The 17,721-nt window shown below is 67.8% G+C and carries 8 protein-coding genes; 2 read left to right on the plus strand and 6 right to left on the minus strand.

The annotated features are described in order from the left end of the window. Nucleotides 1-728 precede the first annotated feature (728 nt). The 5 genes from V6V89_RS35720 to V6V89_RS35740 form a co-directional block, all read right to left on the minus strand. Nucleotides 729-1,409, minus strand: coding sequence for a hypothetical protein (locus V6V89_RS35720; RefSeq protein ID WP_334624064.1), 681 nt, complete (start codon nucleotides 1,407-1,409; stop codon nucleotides 729-731). A 14-nt stretch (nucleotides 1,410-1,423) separates the two neighbouring features. Continuing rightward, the gene (locus V6V89_RS35725) at nucleotides 1,424-7,726 is read right to left on the minus strand and encodes an RHS repeat-associated core domain-containing protein (protein WP_334624065.1); all 6,303 of its coding nucleotides are present in this window, start codon (nucleotides 7,724-7,726) and stop codon (nucleotides 1,424-1,426) included. Between the two features lie 13 nt (nucleotides 7,727-7,739). Beyond that, nucleotides 7,740-14,141: a carboxypeptidase regulatory-like domain-containing protein gene (locus V6V89_RS35730; protein WP_334624066.1), complete on the minus strand. Its 6,402-nt coding sequence runs from the start codon at nucleotides 14,139-14,141 to the stop codon at nucleotides 7,740-7,742. Between the two features lie 201 nt (nucleotides 14,142-14,342). Then, complete coding sequence (locus tag V6V89_RS35735) at nucleotides 14,343-14,816, minus strand: NUDIX hydrolase (protein WP_334624067.1); 474 nt, start codon at nucleotides 14,814-14,816, stop codon at nucleotides 14,343-14,345. Between the two features lie 23 nt (nucleotides 14,817-14,839). After that, a complete protein-coding gene (locus tag V6V89_RS35740; RefSeq protein ID WP_334624068.1) occupies nucleotides 14,840-15,244 on the minus strand; it encodes a hypothetical protein in 405 nt (134 codons plus the stop codon). Between V6V89_RS35740 and V6V89_RS35745 the strand changes: the two genes are divergently transcribed. Together V6V89_RS35745 and V6V89_RS35750 are read left to right on the plus strand one after the other, a co-directional pair. Continuing rightward, nucleotides 15,186-15,776, plus strand: a complete 591-nt coding sequence (locus V6V89_RS35745) for a hypothetical protein (RefSeq protein WP_334624069.1) — start codon at nucleotides 15,186-15,188, stop codon at nucleotides 15,774-15,776. The genes V6V89_RS35740 and V6V89_RS35745 overlap by 59 nt on opposite strands. Nucleotides 15,777-16,215: 439 nt before the next feature. After that, nucleotides 16,216-16,632 (plus strand): ribosomal maturation YjgA family protein, encoded by a 417-nt coding sequence (locus tag V6V89_RS35750; protein ID WP_334624070.1) that lies wholly within the window; start codon nucleotides 16,216-16,218, stop codon nucleotides 16,630-16,632. Nucleotides 16,633-16,873: 241 nt separating this feature from the next. On the opposite strand, the gene V6V89_RS35755 is transcribed toward V6V89_RS35750, so the two are convergent. Then, a complete protein-coding gene (locus tag V6V89_RS35755) occupies nucleotides 16,874-17,413 on the minus strand; it encodes an adenylate kinase (RefSeq protein ID WP_334624071.1) in 540 nt (179 codons plus the stop codon). Nucleotides 17,414-17,721: the final 308 nt, after the last annotated feature.

A 17,721-nucleotide genomic window follows, 5' to 3' on the forward strand; every position in this document is an offset into this window, starting at 1 on the left:
CTGCCCCAAACCAGGTCAGACAGACGGCATTACCCGATCAACGTTCAAAGACGCGGCACTAGTACCCATGTCGTGACACGTTCCCGCCCGCTGCGGGCATGCCAGGACGGACCGCTCCCCCATGCTGAAGTCATGACACACCAACACGCTCGCACGCGCGCTACCGCAGCCGATGCATCTATCACGGTTGCAGAAACCGTTGGCAACAAGCCTTCTACACCGGGCTGGCTGGCTTAGGGAGTCTCTCAGTTGGTGGCCTTGGCCCAGCTGCGGTAGCAGATCGGTGTGCAGGCCAGGCCGACGAATGCTTCGAAGTGTTCGGCTTTGCGTTCGTAGCGGCGGACCAGGCGGCGGTTGTTCATCAGCCAGGACAGGCAGTTGGGTCCGGCCCGGGCGCGGTGTCCGGATTGCTCTGGGTCAGTCTCCCGGGCCCGCCCGCCGAACCCGTGCGACTCTCACCGCACCGGGCTCTCCACGAGGTCATGCCGTTGCAACGGGGGCTTGTCGGCGTTGGCTGCCAGGGAGTCGGGATCTTTGTGTCCTGACGATTGTCGGGAGGGAACGGGTGGACCGTTCGAGTTCCTGGTAGGACTTCGGCGTGGGCTACCGGAGCGCGCTGAGCAGGTCCGTGCCGAGGACGCACGGGCGGGCAGGGCAGGGCCGCACTGGCAACTGCACCAACGCCGCACCGGTCATGTCGGCGAGGTGGGTGCCGCGGTCGCCGTCGGTCAGTCGGCGTCGCGCAGCACAGTCTTCTCCGCCCACTCCAGGTACTGCCGTTGGGCATCGGCATAGTCACGCCAAGCGACGGAGGTCACCACGACCTGCTTCGCGGCACCGACATCGACCCCGAGCCCCGTGCGGACCGCGAAGATGACGTCGATGATGTCCGCGTTGTGGGTGCGGAACTCGGCCAGAATCCCATCGATCTCCCCGCCGGCCGTGGCCTCCTCGGCGATCCTCCGCGCCATCCTGGCGCGCTTCTGCTCGGTTGACTCGGTCTCCTCGCTGGGCCAGAAGGCGTCGTCCTCCTCGATCGGCGACGTCGGCGCGTACTGCCTCGGCGCGCCGTCACGGATCATCCAGACGCGGAAGAAGAACTCCTCTTGGTCCATGACGAAGAGCTGCACCGCGCTCGGCACCCGCCATGGCACGCGTCCGAAGCGGTCGATGACGCTGCCGACACGGGCGTGGTTGAGCGTGCCCGCGTAGACGTCGCACTCGGGGTGTTTGTATCCGCCCCAATTGTGCGTCTCGGGATCGGTTATCAGCGCGAGGTCACCGCAGCCGGTCGCCTTGTCGCGCGGATCAACCCGCGGGCAATCCTCCTTCAGCCACTTGCTGAACTCTTCCGCGTTTGCCCGGTCTTTCGAGGTGACCGAGAGCATGACGTTGGTGACCCGACTCATCGCACGCCCTCTCGTTAGGCCATCGGAACTCCGCCTTGTGAACACTGTTCCTCTGGCAGGTATCCGGTGCCACACGGACCGTATCGGCCAAAGAAGTATAGGTCGGAGAAGAATCCGAAGATGCCCAGGCCGGTGCCGGCCTTGCCCGCAGCCCCGCCTCCTCGCGGTCCCGACTTGCCACCGCCGCCCCGCGGCCCGGTGCCGCGAGGACCCTCGGGCGGCCCGGCGCCCGCGGGCGGTGACGCCGGTCGCATGATGGTGAGGTCGGTGTCCACGCCGCTGATCTTGCCGATGAACTGCCTGCTGTCGAAGTCCAGGTGATCGGATTGGGCTTTCACCTGGCTCAGGGTGTCCGAACTGATCTCGCTCTTGAAGCGGACCACGATCTCGTCGGCCTGCAACGCCTTCTCCTCCATCTTGCCGACGATGGTGGACACCTTCGTGGTGGACGGTTCGTACAGGTCGACGGTCTTGACCTCCACAATCTCCCCGTTGCGGTAGGTAATCTTCAGCATATCGGGGCGATATCCGCCCTTTCCTTCGTTCCAATGTTCATCGTTGGCGACGAAGATCGTGCCGTCCGCTGGGGCGTTTGCCAGAATCCAACCGTTGTTCTGTCCCTTTGCCGTGCCGTTCTTGCTGTCGCGGATTTCGATATTCTCGGGGGGCACCTTGTAGTCGGTCAGCGAGATCCGGTGCCTTTCCTTACCACCCACCTTGACAACGCCGTATCCCTTCTGGTCCTTGGGATACACGATCTCGATCTTTTCGTTCTTGCGACGGTTTTCGGCCTCGTGATCCGCCCAGTCTCCCGGGTCGATCTCCGGTGGGCGCAGGCCGTCCGGATCGCTGAGGGTGACCGGGTTGTTGTTGCCGTAGGAGTACCCGTGGATCTGTTGGGGGTCCTGGAAGTCGACGATCGGGTCGACCGAGATGAACCGCCCCATCGACGGGTCGTATTCGCGCGCGCCGAGGTGGGTCAGCCCGGTGTTGTCTACGGTGCCGCCGACGAAGCCCTTGGTATTGGGCCACGCCGGCACCGTGCCGCGGGGCGTGCCGTAGGGCGTTTGGCGGCGGACGGCGGCCTGCTGGGTGGTCGGGTCGATCCTGACCTGGGCCGTGCCCTGGTGGTCGCTGGTCAGCCAGGTGAAGCCCGCCGCGGTGCGTGAGGCGAACGTGTGCCCGCCGAAGGTGTAGTAGCGCGTGCAGGTCCGCGCCGCCGTGGCGTTGGTGAACCGGACCTCCTGGCCCGGTAGGAAGAGGGTCTTACCGGCCGGGTCGCGGCGGATGAGCCGGTTGCCATCCGCGTCGTATATGTAGGTCGTGGTGCCGGTGGAGTCGACGCTCTTTTCTAGGCGCCCCTCCGCGTCCCAGGTCAACGCCTGCGTGCCTGAGGCGGCGGTCGGTCGCGCCTCCGTGTTGCCGGTATTGTCGTAGTCGTAGGTCGCCGCGGTCGTCGTGGTGCCGATTGTCGTGGTGGTGCCGGTCACGGTGTGCGGCTGGGGACCTCCGGCCGCGGGATAGGCGTACGCGGTACTGCGGTTGCCCGACGGCGTGTACTCGTCCTGGGTGAGCCGGTTGCCGACGTCGTCGTGGGTCCACTTCAGCCAGTACCTCGCGGGACCGCCTAGCGCGGCGGCGGCCGGGGGTGCGGCGCAGTCTCCGTTGGCCGGTGTCCACGCCTCGGAGAGCCGGCGTAGGAAGTCGTACCGCATGCACTGGTTGTCGACGCCGCCGGCGGCCGCCAGGTCCGCGATCTTCGTGACGTTGCCGGCGTCGTCGTAGTTGTATTGGACGTCGGCGAGCGTGTACGGCGAGAGCAGTTCCCGCTCGGTTTTCACGCCCGTCAGCCGGCCCGTCTCGAACTCCCGCGTGAACGTCTGGAAGACGTGCTCGCCACCGTCCTCGTCCTCGTACAGGCCCGTGTGGAAGTCGAACTGGTCGACCTGGCCCAGGGCGTCGTAGTCGGTGTCGGCCACATAGCTGGACTCGCCGGCGCCGTACGTCGTGGTGAGCCTGTTCGGCAGGCCCAACGCCTCGTCGTAGTGGTGATTCAGCGACTCGGACTCCAGGTCGGCGGTCTGCCCGAACCCGAACGCTTCGAAGCTGCCGTCGACGCGGTAGGCGTAGAAGTTCTCGTAGGTGTCGTTGAGCCCGATCTCGGCGGTCGGGATGATGACCTGATGCCCCGTGGGCTGGTACGTGTCGGTGTATCCGACGACCTTCACTCGGTAGGTGGCACCGTTGACGTACCGGATCGTCTCGCTCAGCTGTCCCTTGAGGATCCCGTCGTACAGCCATCGGGCGCGTGGCGTCGCCGATAGCTGGTTCTCGAAGAGCGCGGTCTTCCTGCCCATCGCGTCGTACTGATAGACAAGCTTCACGCCGCGCGAATCAGTGGTCGACGTGAGCCGGTCGGCGTTGTCGAACCCGGAGATGGTGGTGCCCTTGTCGGGGTCGCTGGCCTCGACCTGGCGGCCCCGCAGGTCGTACCCGAAGTCCCAGTGGTTTCCGGCGGCGTCGGTCACCCGGGACAACTGGCCCTTCCGGTCGTATGTGTACGAGGTTTCGACGTGGGCGCCGGTGGGCGTCGTGCCGCGGTACTGCCGCAGTGCGCGGGCGCGGCCCTGGATGTCGGTGATGGTCGAGGTCGCTGTCGCGCCGGCCGGCGGTGTGAGGTCGGTCCGGTCGCCGGCGTAGTAGGTCCTGGTGCGCCAGCGCTCGACGCCGTACGGGCTGAAGACCGATGCCGTCGCCCGGCCGGCTCCGTCGTAGACGGTCTGGGTCTGGTTGGGCACGTGAAGGGCGTCCCTGGAGGTGACCAGCGTGGAGCCGGCCGTTCCCGTGGGGTCGTGGTACGCCCCGTACTCCAGGACCTTCCGGTTGGCCGTGTCGTAGAACGTCTCGGTCAGCAGCCGCCCGCCCACCGGTGAGGCCGACTGGGTCTGCCGTGGCCGGAGCAGGCCGTCGAAGAGCGCGTACGTGGTGACCGGATCCCCTTGCGCGTTCAGCGTTGTGGTCGTCACCAGCGTCACCGCGTCGGCGCGCATCTGATACGTGTAGGAGACGTTGGGCGCGTGGGTGTCCGGCGCCCGTCCCGGCAGCCACACACCGGTCAGGCGGCCCAGCCCGTCGTATCCCTGAACCGTGCGCTTTCCGTTCGGGTCGACGGTGGCGGTGGGTGCGCCCCAGGCCGGCTCCAGCGTGGTGGTCGTGGCGTAGCTGAGCGGGTTCGTGACGACCGTCTGTGTGACCACACCGTTCTTCGCGGGCGTGTACGCGGTGGTGGTGGCCTTGTCCATCGCGTCCCACTGGCTCACCACCCGGCCGTGCGTGTCGTAGCTGGCTCGCGCGACCGTAACGTACGTCGGCGTGCCGGCGTTCCACGCCGAAAGCTTCTCGTTGCGGGTAGTGAGTCCTCTGGTCGGCGCGGTACCCCAGGACGTGCTGCCGTCGAACCAGGCCCGGCCGTCGCTGACGATGTCGGCGCCGGTAAGACTCGCCGGATCGTTGGTCTGCGCGCAGGGCAGGGCGAGCACCTGCCGGCGGTGGGGCCTGTTGAGGATCCACGCCGTGCCGTTGCGCGGCTCGAACGTGGTCCTGGCGCACTGCTCGTCGCCGGTGACGTTGGTGTCGCCGGTGTCGTCGACAGCCACGACCATGCCGTAGGCGTCGAACGTGCTGCGGAGCGTCCTGACCCGGTCGTCGCGGCCGGCGTCGAGCGCCACCCGCTCGTGTCTGGCCTGCACATCTGTGAAGCGGGCCTCAACGATGTCGCCGTTGATGGTGCGGGAGGCCGTCGCCGCCGACTGCCAGGGCTCGTTCACCTCGCGGGAGACCACGGGGCCTCTTGGTCCGTTGTGGACGATCACCTCTCGGACGGTGCCGGCGTAAGCGTCCTCGTCGTTTACTGTCGGCACGCCGGTGCCTGTCACCGGTACCGAGCGGGTGCCGGTCGGCTGCTTGTCTCCGTGCATCCCGCGGAAGTACTTGGTCTCCGTGTAGGTGCGGTCGCCGCCGTCGCCGGTGGTCACACCGACCCGCTCGTAGCCCCGCCACACGGACCACGTCTTTTCCTTCTTCTCGATCAGGCCGTCGTCGTCCGCGTAGTGCCAGGCCGGGCTGCCCAGGTAGCTGTATGTGTGCGTGATGGGTGGGCTGCCCTTCGGCGGCGCCCCGCCAGTGTGGTCGATCTCATGGATCGTGCTGACCAGGTACTTGTGGAAGTAGTCGGTGATTGGGTTGGTGTAGCCTTCCGGCGTCCAGACAACCGGATAGCACCGCAGGGCGTTCGCGTGCGGCGCCGACGGCATGCGCGATCCCGGCACGCAGTCCGGCTGCGAATAGGTGAGGCTGGTCGTGCCGCCTGCCTCGTGGCGGATCATCGCGATCCGCATCCACTTCATGGCCGGCGAATGGTCCTGAAGGATTTCGGGATCGACCCGGTTGGCGAGCTGCACCGGCGTGAACTCGATGTCGGGGACGCTGGTGGCCGTGCCGATGAGACCCGTGTGCGAAATCTTCGCCAACCACAGTCCCGCACGGGTGGTGTCGCCCGGATCGGGGAACGTGTGGGTCAGCGTCCACCGCTCGACGTCCCGGTAGCTCGTCCCGCTGAGCACCTGGGTGGTCACGGTGGACAATCGCTGCGTCGACCAGAAGGTCGGGCTGTAAGTCTCGCACGGCGCGGCCGTGCACTGCTGATCCCACGGCACGTCCGGCCAGTGCACCCCGTCGTGCGTGCCGCAGGACGAGAGGCACCGATCCTCCGTATCGAAGACCACCCGGGCGGGCGCGCTTGCGCCGAAGACGGTGTCGGCGTCGTTGTCGCGCCGCGTGCCGTAGGCGACGTGCCGCAGGTAACCGCCCCGCACGTATTCGGCCAGGGTGTTCTTCTCCAGGTTGCGGGCGTACTTGTTCGTCTCCTTCGCGTACCAGTACGAGGCGCTGTTGCCGTGGGTGTCCACGACGTAGTCGAGGTTCCAGCGGTACGCCTGGGCGCATGACGAATCGGCGAAAGCGGTTGCGTGGCAGGGCTCGCCGGAGTGGTTGCCGAACACCGGCGCGGTCCAGGCCGAGTCGGTGCGCTCGCTGCCAGCACCGGGCAGCTTGTTGAGCCCGAACCAGTACTGCACGCCGTCGTTGGTGGTGACCACCCAGTACTCGCCGTTGTCGTCGCCGTTCTCGGCGTTCGTCTTGCGCTCCACGCGGGTGCCATCGTCGGATCGCAGGTGCCAACGCTGTTCGCTCGCGTTATAGATCAGTTCGCCGGAGTGACCGCTGAGCGACAGCGTGGCGTTGTCGGTGGCCCAGCATTGGTCGCCGGTCTTCTCGTTGTTGTTGGCGCCACCCTGCATGTCGTCGCCGCAGAACTCGTACGCCCGCTCGATGTAACCGGGCCATGCCTCGAAACCCTCGCCGACCCAGGACGGCTGGTTGTTACTCGCCGCGTGGCGCCCGTCGACGGACTGGGAGGAGTACGCGAGGCCGACCTTGGGGGCCGGGCCGCCGGGGGCGGGCGGCACGCGCATCGGGTACGACCAGGTGAAGTCGCCAGAGTTTCCTCCAGCAGCCCATGTGGAAGACGCCTGCAGCGACGTGGCGGCGTAGTCGCCGGCCGGCCCGGACGCGGCGGCCTGCACCGCGAGCAGCGTGCCGGCCGTCGTCACCGACACCTTCGCCGACACCGTTCCCGCCACGGTGTCGTTTGTGGACTGTAGGGGCGTACCCGCACAGTCCCGGCTTTCGGGCATCGTCAGCGCGCACTCGGGCAGGGCGACGAGCCTGAGCCGGCTCGCCCAGTCCGCGCCGTACGCCGTGCGGAACGGCTTGTAGTCGATCGCCACGTCGACCGGGCCGGGCTTGGCGACGGCGTCGGCCCGGCCCACCTTCAGTAGAACGCCGCGCACGCCGGCTTTGGCGGTGGCGGCCCGGTCGAGCACCTGGACGCGTACCCGATTCGGCGTGTCGGCGGAGCCGGCCGGCTGGCGTATCGACACCGGAGTGCCGCCCACCCGTGCCTGACGGCCGGCGGCGCCGCGGCTCCCGGTTGGCGGGCGCGGCACGGCGGTCTCCGCCTGCCCGGCCGCGGGCCACATCGGCGCAGGTTGTTTCGAGGCATCCGGAAACGCGGCGACGGTCGGTGCCTTGCCCGGCTTGACCGCCGTCACCGGCACGGCTGGCACCTTCTTCGCCGCCGCGGGCTTGAACGGATCGGGCTTGGCCGCGGAGGCCGGCACCTGAGCGACGGTCACACCCAGCACCGCCGAGAGCAGCACGGCAAGCACCCGGGCTACGGGCGAGCTGACAGTGGTCATCGAAACCTCCGAGCTAGCTGACCGGGTGGAAGAGCAGACCTTCGCCACTGCGGATCACCGGTTGTTGGTGCGCGTACTGCAGGGCCACCGTGCCGTCCCCGTTTTCGACGCCCACGGTGCTGGTGCCGCCCCGCTCGATCGTGCGCCCACCGATGTCGGCCCAGGCAATCGCGATGTCGCCGTTCTCGTGAAACACGACCTGGAACGAGGCCCGGGACACCCAGTCGTCGAAGGAGAGGACGTTTCGCCACTCGACGACGAAGCGCCTGCTTGTGCCCGCACCGAGGACCGCGGTGCGCACGCTAGCGTTTTCGTCGACGACCCAGTCCTCCCAGAACGGGTACACCGCCAGGTTCGGTTGGCCCGGACTCGGCTGCGACGGAATGGGACAGATTTCGTGCGCCGACCCCTCCGGCTCTTCGAAGCTCACCACACCGTTCGTGTCTACCCACGCCGTCGTGTGCGACTGCCCGTACAGCGTCACGGGGAACGGCAGCGCGACCTCGGTGAAGGCGTCATCGCCGGTCAGCGCCAGCACGTCGGACGTCGGCTCGATGCCGCGAGATCCGGCGGTGACCGTGTAGCCGCTAGACCCCGCCGCGGTGATGTCGGCGGCGTTCGAAGCGTCTCCGGCGACGGCCACCGGCGCGGTGGCGGATCCGGCGCACGCACCGGTCAATGTGGCCACCACGACCTGCGGCCCGACCGGCACGTCCGCCAGCGTGTACCGGCCGTCGGCGCCGGTGATGCCCGAACGCCCGGCCACGCTCACCTGCGCACCGGAGACCGCGGCACCAGCGCAGCGCACGACCCCCGTGACCTGGCCGGTCCGTCCGGCACCCACCTCGAACGTCACGCCGCGGCCGCTGCGCAGCACAGGCACCCGGGACGAGTACACCAGCGCTTCGCTGCCCTCGGCGTTTTCGATGCCGACAATCCCGGTAGCGCCCTGCTCCACGGCCCGCGTCCCGATGTCGTTCCAGGCCACCGCAATGTCACCGGTCTCGTGGAAGACCACCTGGAAGGACACCCGCGACTCGTTGTCGTCCCAGGACAGCACGTTGCGCCACTCAATGACGAAGCGCCGGCTGGACCCCGTGCCCAGGAGCGCGGTCCGCACGCTCGCGTCCCCGTCGACGACCCAGTCTTTCCAGAACGCGTACACCGCACCGTTCGGCTGGTTCGGTGCCATCCGGGACGGGATCGGGAACACATCATGCGCCGGCCCGTCCGGCTCCTCGAAGCTCACCACGCCGTTCGTGTCCACCCACGCCGTCGTGTAGGACTGTCCGTACAGCGTCACTGGGAACGGCATCGTGATCTGCGTGAACGCGTCGTCGCCGGTCAACGCCAGCACGTCGGAGGTGGGCTCGAACGACGCCGCGGCGCCGCGGCAACCGTTGCCGGACTCGTCGCTCCCACCGCCGACCGAGAGGTCGACCGTGGAGTCCAGCCCGCGCGTCGACACCGAGGCCGCAGACTCCACACCGCCGCAGACCCCGTCTGCCGCACCCGCGACAACGGCGTGGTCTCCCGCCGGCACACCAGTGAACTGGTAGGTGCCGTCGGCGGCCGTCGTGGTCGTCGCTCCGCTTGGCAGCAGGCTCACCGGTGTGTTCGAGGCCGGCTCCCCACCGCCGATCCGGGTGACCGTACCGGAAATCTTCGCCGCTGCGGGCGGGGTGTAGAGAATGCCGGTGCCGCTAGCCAGCGCCACCTCGTTGTATGAGAACTGCGATCCGACCTTGCCGTCACCGTTCTCGATGCCGACCGTCGCGCTCGCCCCACGCTCGGCGGCGTCGTCAAGGCCGGCGTAGTGAAACGCGATCCGGCCGTCCTCGTACAGGACGACCTCGACGCTCATCCGGCTCGCGGCGCTCGGTGCCACCGCCACGTCGCGCCACTCCACGACGAAGTACCGGTTGGGTGCCGTGCCGAACACCTGGGTGCGCACACTGGCCTGATCGTCGACCTGGAGGTCATCCCAGAACGGGTAAACAGTGGCGTCGGGCTGATCCTTGTGTGGGACCGGTCCGTTTTCGTACATGCCCCAGTTCGGCGGCGGATCGTCGAACGAGACGAAGCCCGCGGCGGCCACCCACGCCGTCGTGTACGCCTGGCCGTACAACCGGAACGCGAACGGCAGCGTGACGGGCGTGCCGCCAGGCGAGCTCGGCACCGTCAACACGTTGGCTGCCGGAACGAACGTGCCGGGCCCCGTCGCGCAGGTGTAACCGAACTTGTCTCCGGTCGCCTCAAGGCCCAGGTTGACGGCCGCCGCCTCGATCAGGTCGATCTGGGCGCTCGCCATGCTCACACAGCGCTGCCCGACGGCCGAGGACACCGTGTAGCTGTCCGCGACCAGGTCGTCGAACTGATACCGGCCCTGCGCGTTCGTGGTGGCGGTGAGCCCGGCCGGATCGAGCGACACCGTGGCGTTTGCCACCGGCGTGCCGCTGGCCGAGTCGGTCACCGTGCCCGACAGGTCGAACCGCTCGACGGGCGCACCATCGCCCGGATAGTCGATACTGATCGCCTGTCCACCGAGGAGCCCGGCGGTCCGCGTCAGGTACGCCAGGCCATCCTCGCCGACGGCGTCCTCGATGCCGACCGCCGCGAGCGAGCCGCGCTCGGCGTCGTTGTCCAGGCCGCTGTAGTTGAAGGTGGCCGTGCCGTCCGGCGCGAGGATCGCTTCGAAGCTCAGGCGTTGGCTCGTGGACGCCTTGCGATGGACGTTGCGCCACTCGATGACAAACCGCGCGTCGGCGCCGGATCCTGTGGCGCTGGTGCGCACGCTTGCCGAGGCGTCGACGACCAGGTCGTCCCAGAAGGGCGCGATGACCGCGTTCGGCTCGGTCGGTGCCGGCATCGCCTGGTTGGTATACGGGTGGGAGCCTCCGGGGTCGACGAAGGACACGATGCCGTTGGTGTCGACCCACGCGCTGCGGTGCGTCGCGCCGTAGAACGGGAACGCGAACGGCAGTCCCACCGTGGTCACGGCGTTGTCACCGGTCAGCGGCAGGACGGTCTGGTCGGCAGGCGTGAACCCGGCCGCGGCCACTGAGCAGGTGTAGCCGAACACGTCCGTGAACGGCTCGACGAAGAGGTCGACGAACGGGTCGCCCTCCAAGGCCAAGGTCTGCTGAGTGGAGCGGCCACATCGGCCCCCCACGGTGGCGGTGACCGTTACCTGCCCTGGTGTGAGACCGGTGAAGCTGAAGCCGCCGTCCGGCCCGGTGGTGGCCGTCCGGCCGGCCGGGGCGAGTGTCACGGCCGCTCCGGAAACCAGTTCGAACGTCTCCGCGTCGACCACCACGCCGGAGAGGCTGGCGGCGCCGACCGCTTGGAACGGATTCTCCGCGATCGTGCTCAGCCGGCTGCCGGCGCCGACCGCCTTGGCGTACACCTTAATCTGTCCACCCGAGGTCGGCGTGATGGTCGCCGTCGCGGCGCCACCCGCCGGGTTCGCCGCGACCGTGGTCCCGGTGGTTTCATCGTTGCCGAAGCTGTACCGGTAGGCGGTCACGTTCGCGTCGCCGCCCGCGTCGAAGCGCACCGTGAACGGCTGACCGACCGTGGCCGTTGCGCCGTTCGGGAACGAGATCGCCGGTGCCAGCGGCGCGACGAGCAGCCCAATGTCGGCCGCGGTGACCGCGAAGTTGTAGACCTTGACATCGTCGAGCGCGCCGCTCCAGTAGTCGACCCACTGGGCGTTGGACCTGGTGCGCCCGATGCTCAGCGTGGTGGCTGCCGCGTGCGGCCCCCATCCCTCGGCCAGCGTCGCGGAGGCCTCCAGCGTGCCGTTGACATAGAGGAGGGCCTGCCGCGTCGCGGCGTTGTACACACCGGCGACGTGTGTCCACTTCCCCACCGTGGGCGCGGATGTGCTCTGGATCGTCGATCCGGCAGCGCCCGATGCATCGGTCGGCACCACCCGGAAGTTCCACCGGTCGGCGCCACCGTTGTAGGCCAGCCGAAGGGCATGGACGTTCGCCCCGTCATAGCTGACGATGTGGCGCACACCGCCGCCGGTGGCGGCCAGCCGCACCCAGGCCGCGGCGGTGAAGCTGCCGCTGGAGTTCATCGGGACGGTGGCGCCGGTGTCCGGGTGTGGTGACGTCATCTGTGCGGTGGTCGCCGCGTACGCGGTGCTGCCGTTCAGCGACAACGCCGTGCCGACGTTGGATCGGCCAGGCGTACGGGCGGCTCCACCGGCAAGCGTCGCGGTGTTGCCGTGGTCGGTCTTGTCCTGAGCGTTGCCGCTCGCCTCGTCGAAGGTCCACTCCGCCACGGGACCGGACCCGGATCGCACCTTGAACGTGTAGGCCCGTGAGGCAGTCGAGAAGCGGCCCGACCGCTCCTTGGTCCAGACGTACAGGGTGTTGGTGCCGTCCCTGATCGGGGTGAGGGTCACCGACGCCGTGTAGTCGGTCGTCGACGCCGGCACGGTCGGCATCCCCTCCGCGAACGTTCCGGCGTTCAGCGAATACGCGTAGGCCAGCGCGTCACTCGGCCGGTTCGTCGGCGGGGTGATCCGGAATGTGCCGGGAAGCCCCACCCCGCCGCGAGGCGCCTGTGTCGGCGAGTCCGGCGGATACTCCGTCGACGCCACGCTCGTCGGCGCATTCGGCACCGTGAAGTCGGTGGCGAACTCGCACGTGCCGGACCACGGGCCGTTCGCGATCGTGTCACCCGTGATGGCCTGCCACACGTACACCGTGTTGTCGGCGAGCCGGCCCGCCGGAATCTGTACGCTGACCGGCGACGGGTTGCCCGAAGACTTCGAAAGCTTGTTGGACTCGCTGCGGGCGCCGCCCAGCGGCCACCAGTAGAAGTGCGTCGTCAAAGACTGCTGGCCGGAGTCCACGTCGGACTGCTTCGCCGACAGGCTCGGCGAGTTGGCCCACACGTATGGCCGCGCGGCGCCGGTCTTGCACTCCAGGCCATGCGACTTCCGCTCCGACGGCGCGTTCGGGATGGTGTTGTATGTGATCGAGAGCTTCGGAGTCGCGTGGTTGTACCGCTTCCAGTGGTTGACCGTGCCCTCGTCGATGGCGCGCATGCCGAGCGTGACGTCCTTCCAGCCGCCCGCGACGCCGCGCGCCACAATGGACTTCACGTTGAACTCGACGTCGCCCGTGCCCAGGCATCCGTGGGCCTTGTTGACCTTGTGGTCCGCCACCGCCGTCGCCGTGTAGTTGTTGTCCCAGCCTGGCTGGTTGTTCCAGGTGGTGTTCTGTGAGATCGGGCCGGTGAGCCACACTCGGGCGTTCGACTTCGGGCTGCAGGTCCACGACCAGCGCTGCTGGATGCGGAATTGGGCGGTCAGGATCTGCTTGCCCCGCACGCCGGCGATGTTCATCCGGAAGAAGCTGCGAATCTTATGGTCGGAACAGCCGCTGCAGTCGCGGGTGCGACCCACGCCGGCCGAGCCCGTGATGTCGCCGTCACTCAGTGCCGTCGCGTTCTGCCAGAACTTGCTGCTGGGGTGCTTGCTCCACACCGATGTCCACGCGTTCGAGGCGATGCCGCCGGTCCACGACGGGTCGATGAACACGGGGTAGCGCGTCGCGGGGTCGGACAGCATCTCCCGGTCTGGCACCACGGAGAGCTGGCCGCCCGACACCTTGGCGGGCATGGGAGACACCCGCGCGACCTGGGCCCGCTCGTCCGGCGGCGTCGCCGACTCGCCGGCCGACGAGTCCCACATCAACGGGGTCGGCGACACGAACACCGCGCGGCCCTTGGCGTCACGCGCCTCGAGGCCGCCTCCCGTGATGGGCTTGGCCGTCACGCCCTTCGTCGCAAGTCCGAATCGGACGGTGTCCAGGCGGGCCTGCATAGCAGCCTTGCGCGACCGGACCACGAGAACCTCGGAGAAACCTGTTGCGGACGCGGTGACCCGCAGGTCAACACCCGGCAGGACCTCCGGGTACACGGCGGTATCGCCGGACAGGCGCGGGACGGGCAGTGGGTCGGGCCACGACATCGCCAGCTCACGGTCGCGGTCGACGATCCTGGCCAAGGGCGCCTTTCCGCCACCGGAGAACACCACACGCACTGTGGTGGAGCGCGGCGCGATCGAGCCGTCGGACGTCTTGGTCAGGGTCGTGTCGACCGGCACCCAGCCGTCACCCTTCCGCACCCGTACCGGCTGCGCCGTCTGCTCCAGCGTGCCGGTGCCGTCAGGATTGGCGAAGGTCTGCGAGGACTCGGTGCGGTCAGCCAGAATCTCGACACGGCGACCACACGCCTCGGCCGTCTGTGCCGCGGCCGCCGCGTCCTGCTTGGCATCGGCGCATGACGGCTGTGGTGTCGCGGCCGGCGCGGCCGATCCTGGTGCCGGCAGCACGACAAGCGCGGAGGCGACGACAGCGATCCCGCTCAGTCCGGACACAATGCGACGTACCAGCATCACACACCCCCGTGCGGGAGCCGCTTCGTAACGACTCCTGCGCGGATCGTATAGATCGCTTACGACGCTCACAATAGGCGCATTCACATACGCCGCGATTGTCCGCTTCCGGCCACCGAGGCCGCATCACCACCAACTGGTCCACTATGGATAGGCTGGTCGCGAGTCAGATCCGGATACCTAGCGATCCCGGCCGGGTACTCAAACTGGCCCATGGGCCCTTAGGGCGGAGTGCACCCACTTGGAGACCATCGGTTCGCCAGGTAGGTCCGTGAGATCAGTGGCTACCCAGCGGGCTTGGGAGATCTCCCCATTTGGGCTGATCTCGTCCGAGATTGCGTGGAGGCGGATAATCGTCAAGTGACCCCGCTTGCCCGCGCTGGTGGTCGGGTGTTCCTCTAGCACAAGGGTGAACGAGTCCACCTCAATGCCCAGTTCTTCGATGCACTCCCGCCTGGCTGCTTGCTCTGGAGTCTCCCGGGCCGGCCTGTAACCGCCTCCCGGCAAGCTCCACAGCGATCGGTCGCCGTAGCTGTGTTGCACGAGAAGCACCCGGTCAGAGTCGACCGGATGAATGATCAACGCCTTCACCCCGTACGTGGTCGGCTTCGCGATCCGCCAGTACGCCCTGCGGATGCGATAGAGCAGTTGGAACACGAACGGCGGGATCCTCATACGGCCATCCAACCCTCTGCGGCTCATGAGTGTTGCGGGCTGCCGGTGGATGTTGCGGTGGCCTGTGAGCCGCGTCTGTCTACCGTGGTTTCGGCGTGGGCGAGGATCGCGTTGATCTCTGCCTCGTCACCTCCGAGCAGGTCACCGACGACTACCAGGATCGCCCCGTAGGCGCGCAACTCGGTCATGACGTCGATGTCGGCAGTGGACACGACGTCGCCGAGTTCCTGACGAATGAGCACGTCCGTCGCCGCGACGGGCACGTCCGTGGTAAACGCCTTCCTTACGCCGGTCAGGAATCCGGCGATCAGGTGCCGGTCGAGGCCGTTAACGAAGTAGCGGCGCACCGCGGCCCTGAACGCCGCCTGGATGAATGCCGCAGCCTCGACCGATCCGGCGCGCTTGACCTCCGCCTGCAGCCCGTACACGCGCCTCCTGCTGGCCCAGCATCATCGCCCGCACGAACTGGGCCGCCAGCGTGCTCGGGTCTTCGAGCTGACCGCCGCATCCGGCACGTGCCGGTGGTGTCCGACGGCGCGCTGTGCGGATCGTCAGCATCGGCGACTTGGTAAAAACCGCATCGACCAATCGGAGTCCGAGCGCACCGCCCTGGTCGACTACATCTCCGGCGCCCGAGTTCGAGCGCGCGCTGATCCTGGAACGCCAGCGCGAGGGCATCGCGGTGGCCAAGCAGCGCTGCTGCAAGACCGGGAACGCGTCACCGCAGCAGCTGAGCTGGACGAGTGGGCGCGCGTCGAAGCCCCACCCTCGGATGAAGAGATCTCCCGGCTGCGCAAGCTGATCCGCCGCGTCGAGACCGACCTCGACGACCTCACCGGCGAAGAACAACAACAGATCCGCGATGCGGTCGCGATGCTGCGTAAGACCCGCAGCGTCCAACTTGGGACGCCCGGCGGCGGGCCAGCTGGGGTCAACCTGCGACTGGAGCGAGACGCGTGAGCCATTCATCACCGGCATCCCCGCTCGCCCAAGCCCGTGGGGACGACTCCGCCCGCCGCCGGCGCCGCGTCCTGAAGGCCCTCGACGAGGGATCCGGCCTTGGCGACTGGTGCGGTCGAGGCGTTCGCTGATTTGAGTAGAGCCGAGGCTAATTTAATCTTTGGGCAGGCGGGTCATCTGGTTCACTACGGCGCGGACACCGAGCCGCTGCAGACTCTCATCCGCTTGAGCTCAGCCGTCCAACGCGGCGAGGCTGCGGAAGATGCCACGCTCAGGCCGGGTGATGAGGTGCGACTCGTGGACGCGCGGCTTGGCGACGTTCGCGCCGAGTGAGAGACCCATCGGGTCGCTGTCTCGGCATGGGAAGTGTGCAGTTGCGGCCCGTCCAAGCTCAGCAGACACCTGCCACCTAAGCTGCGCTGCCACTTATGATTGCTCGATGTCGTTCGCAGTGCAGTGGATTCGGCCACTGACGGTGGTATCGGCAGCTGGCTTTACAGGCGCGGCCTTCGCAATCCGCGCCACGATGGACGGTCCCATCGAACAGTACTCAGGCGCCGCCTTGTCCGCGGCCATCGTCTACACGATCGTGATCTTCATCTGGCCGCTGATGTCCCCACTGCTCGCTGGCGGCGCCGCGGTCGTCTACTGCTGGCTCATCGAGTTCGCACAGCTCACCCCCATACCCGCGGCACTCTCCGAACGCAGCTCGTTCGCGCGCCTGCTGCTAGGCGCCCAGTTCGACACCATCGATGTTGCCTGGTACCCCGTCGGCGCCGTCCCATTGGTCACCGCGCATTGGTTCCTTCGGGCCCGTACACGTTCCCAGACAGACCTGACACCCGTTGAGCCTTAGCAGTCGCCTGCCTGCTCTGCCACGCAGCGGCCAGGCTGCGGCTGCGGCTGGCCCACGTACGATCTTTGCGGTCGTCCACCGCAGACACGGCCACGCCGTCCTCCGTCCCACCAGGAGCCGAGACGAGCCGACCACGGTGCGTTACGGCCGCGACTACGGGAGTCCTTGATCTGCTCACTCATCTAGCCGATGACAGTCCGTCTCGGCCGCATGGCATGTAGTGGGTGACGGGGCTCGGAGCCTACGCAGCAGGCCTGACGCTGTTCAGCAGACGGCGGATGTCTTTGCGGGACTGGATACGAACGAACGTCAAGTGGCGCCAGCGGGGGTCGTTAGCCATGGCCAGGTATCGGTCCCGGTAGACCGAGTGCCGGTGCCAGGCCCACACGATGACGGACTCGTTCGGGTCTCGGGTGAACAGGTTGCGCCATCGTTCGCGATTGCCGTTCCAGAGTTCGACTCGAAACGCTACCCGGCGAACGGTACGCAAGATGATCTGGCGCATTACCGCACGCCGTGGCGGATCGAGTACGACCACGGTGTCGGCACGTGCCCACACCAGATCTCGGACTGCCGAGTAGTTGCCGTCCACAACCCATCTGCTGCCCGAGGTGGCTGCAGCGACGCGGGTCCGGAACCCGCTGATGGGGATTGGTTGCCAGTCGCGCTGGTGATGGATGGCGTCGAGTTCGACGTACGGAACGCCCAAGCGAACCGCGAGGGCTCGGGCCAGCGTGGACTTGCCCGAGCCGGAGTTGCCGACAACCGAAACGCGCATCATGACCGGTCAAGGGTAGCGAGGCGCGCGACCACGGGAAGGCCCGACGCTGCCCAGCCAACGACAGCGGGAGGCGGCCGTAGATAGGCTGCGGTGAACCGCAGCGACGGGCCTCCCGCCCGGACGTCCCCTGGCTTAGCCGCGACCACGAGCTGCGTGATTGCTAGAGCGGCCAGACCCGCCTCGTGCTCGGGCGAGGGGGGTGCAGCCCTGCCTAGCATTGCGGTAGGCCGCATCGTCGGATTCATTACTGGCTCTCCACTGCTCCTGAAACCGCTCGCCTGTGCGACCATCCTCATGCAGTTGGGTTA

This window comes from Micromonospora sp. CPCC 206061 (genome assembly GCF_036906915.1).
Lineage (GTDB): Bacteria > Actinomycetota > Actinomycetes > Mycobacteriales > Micromonosporaceae > Phytohabitans.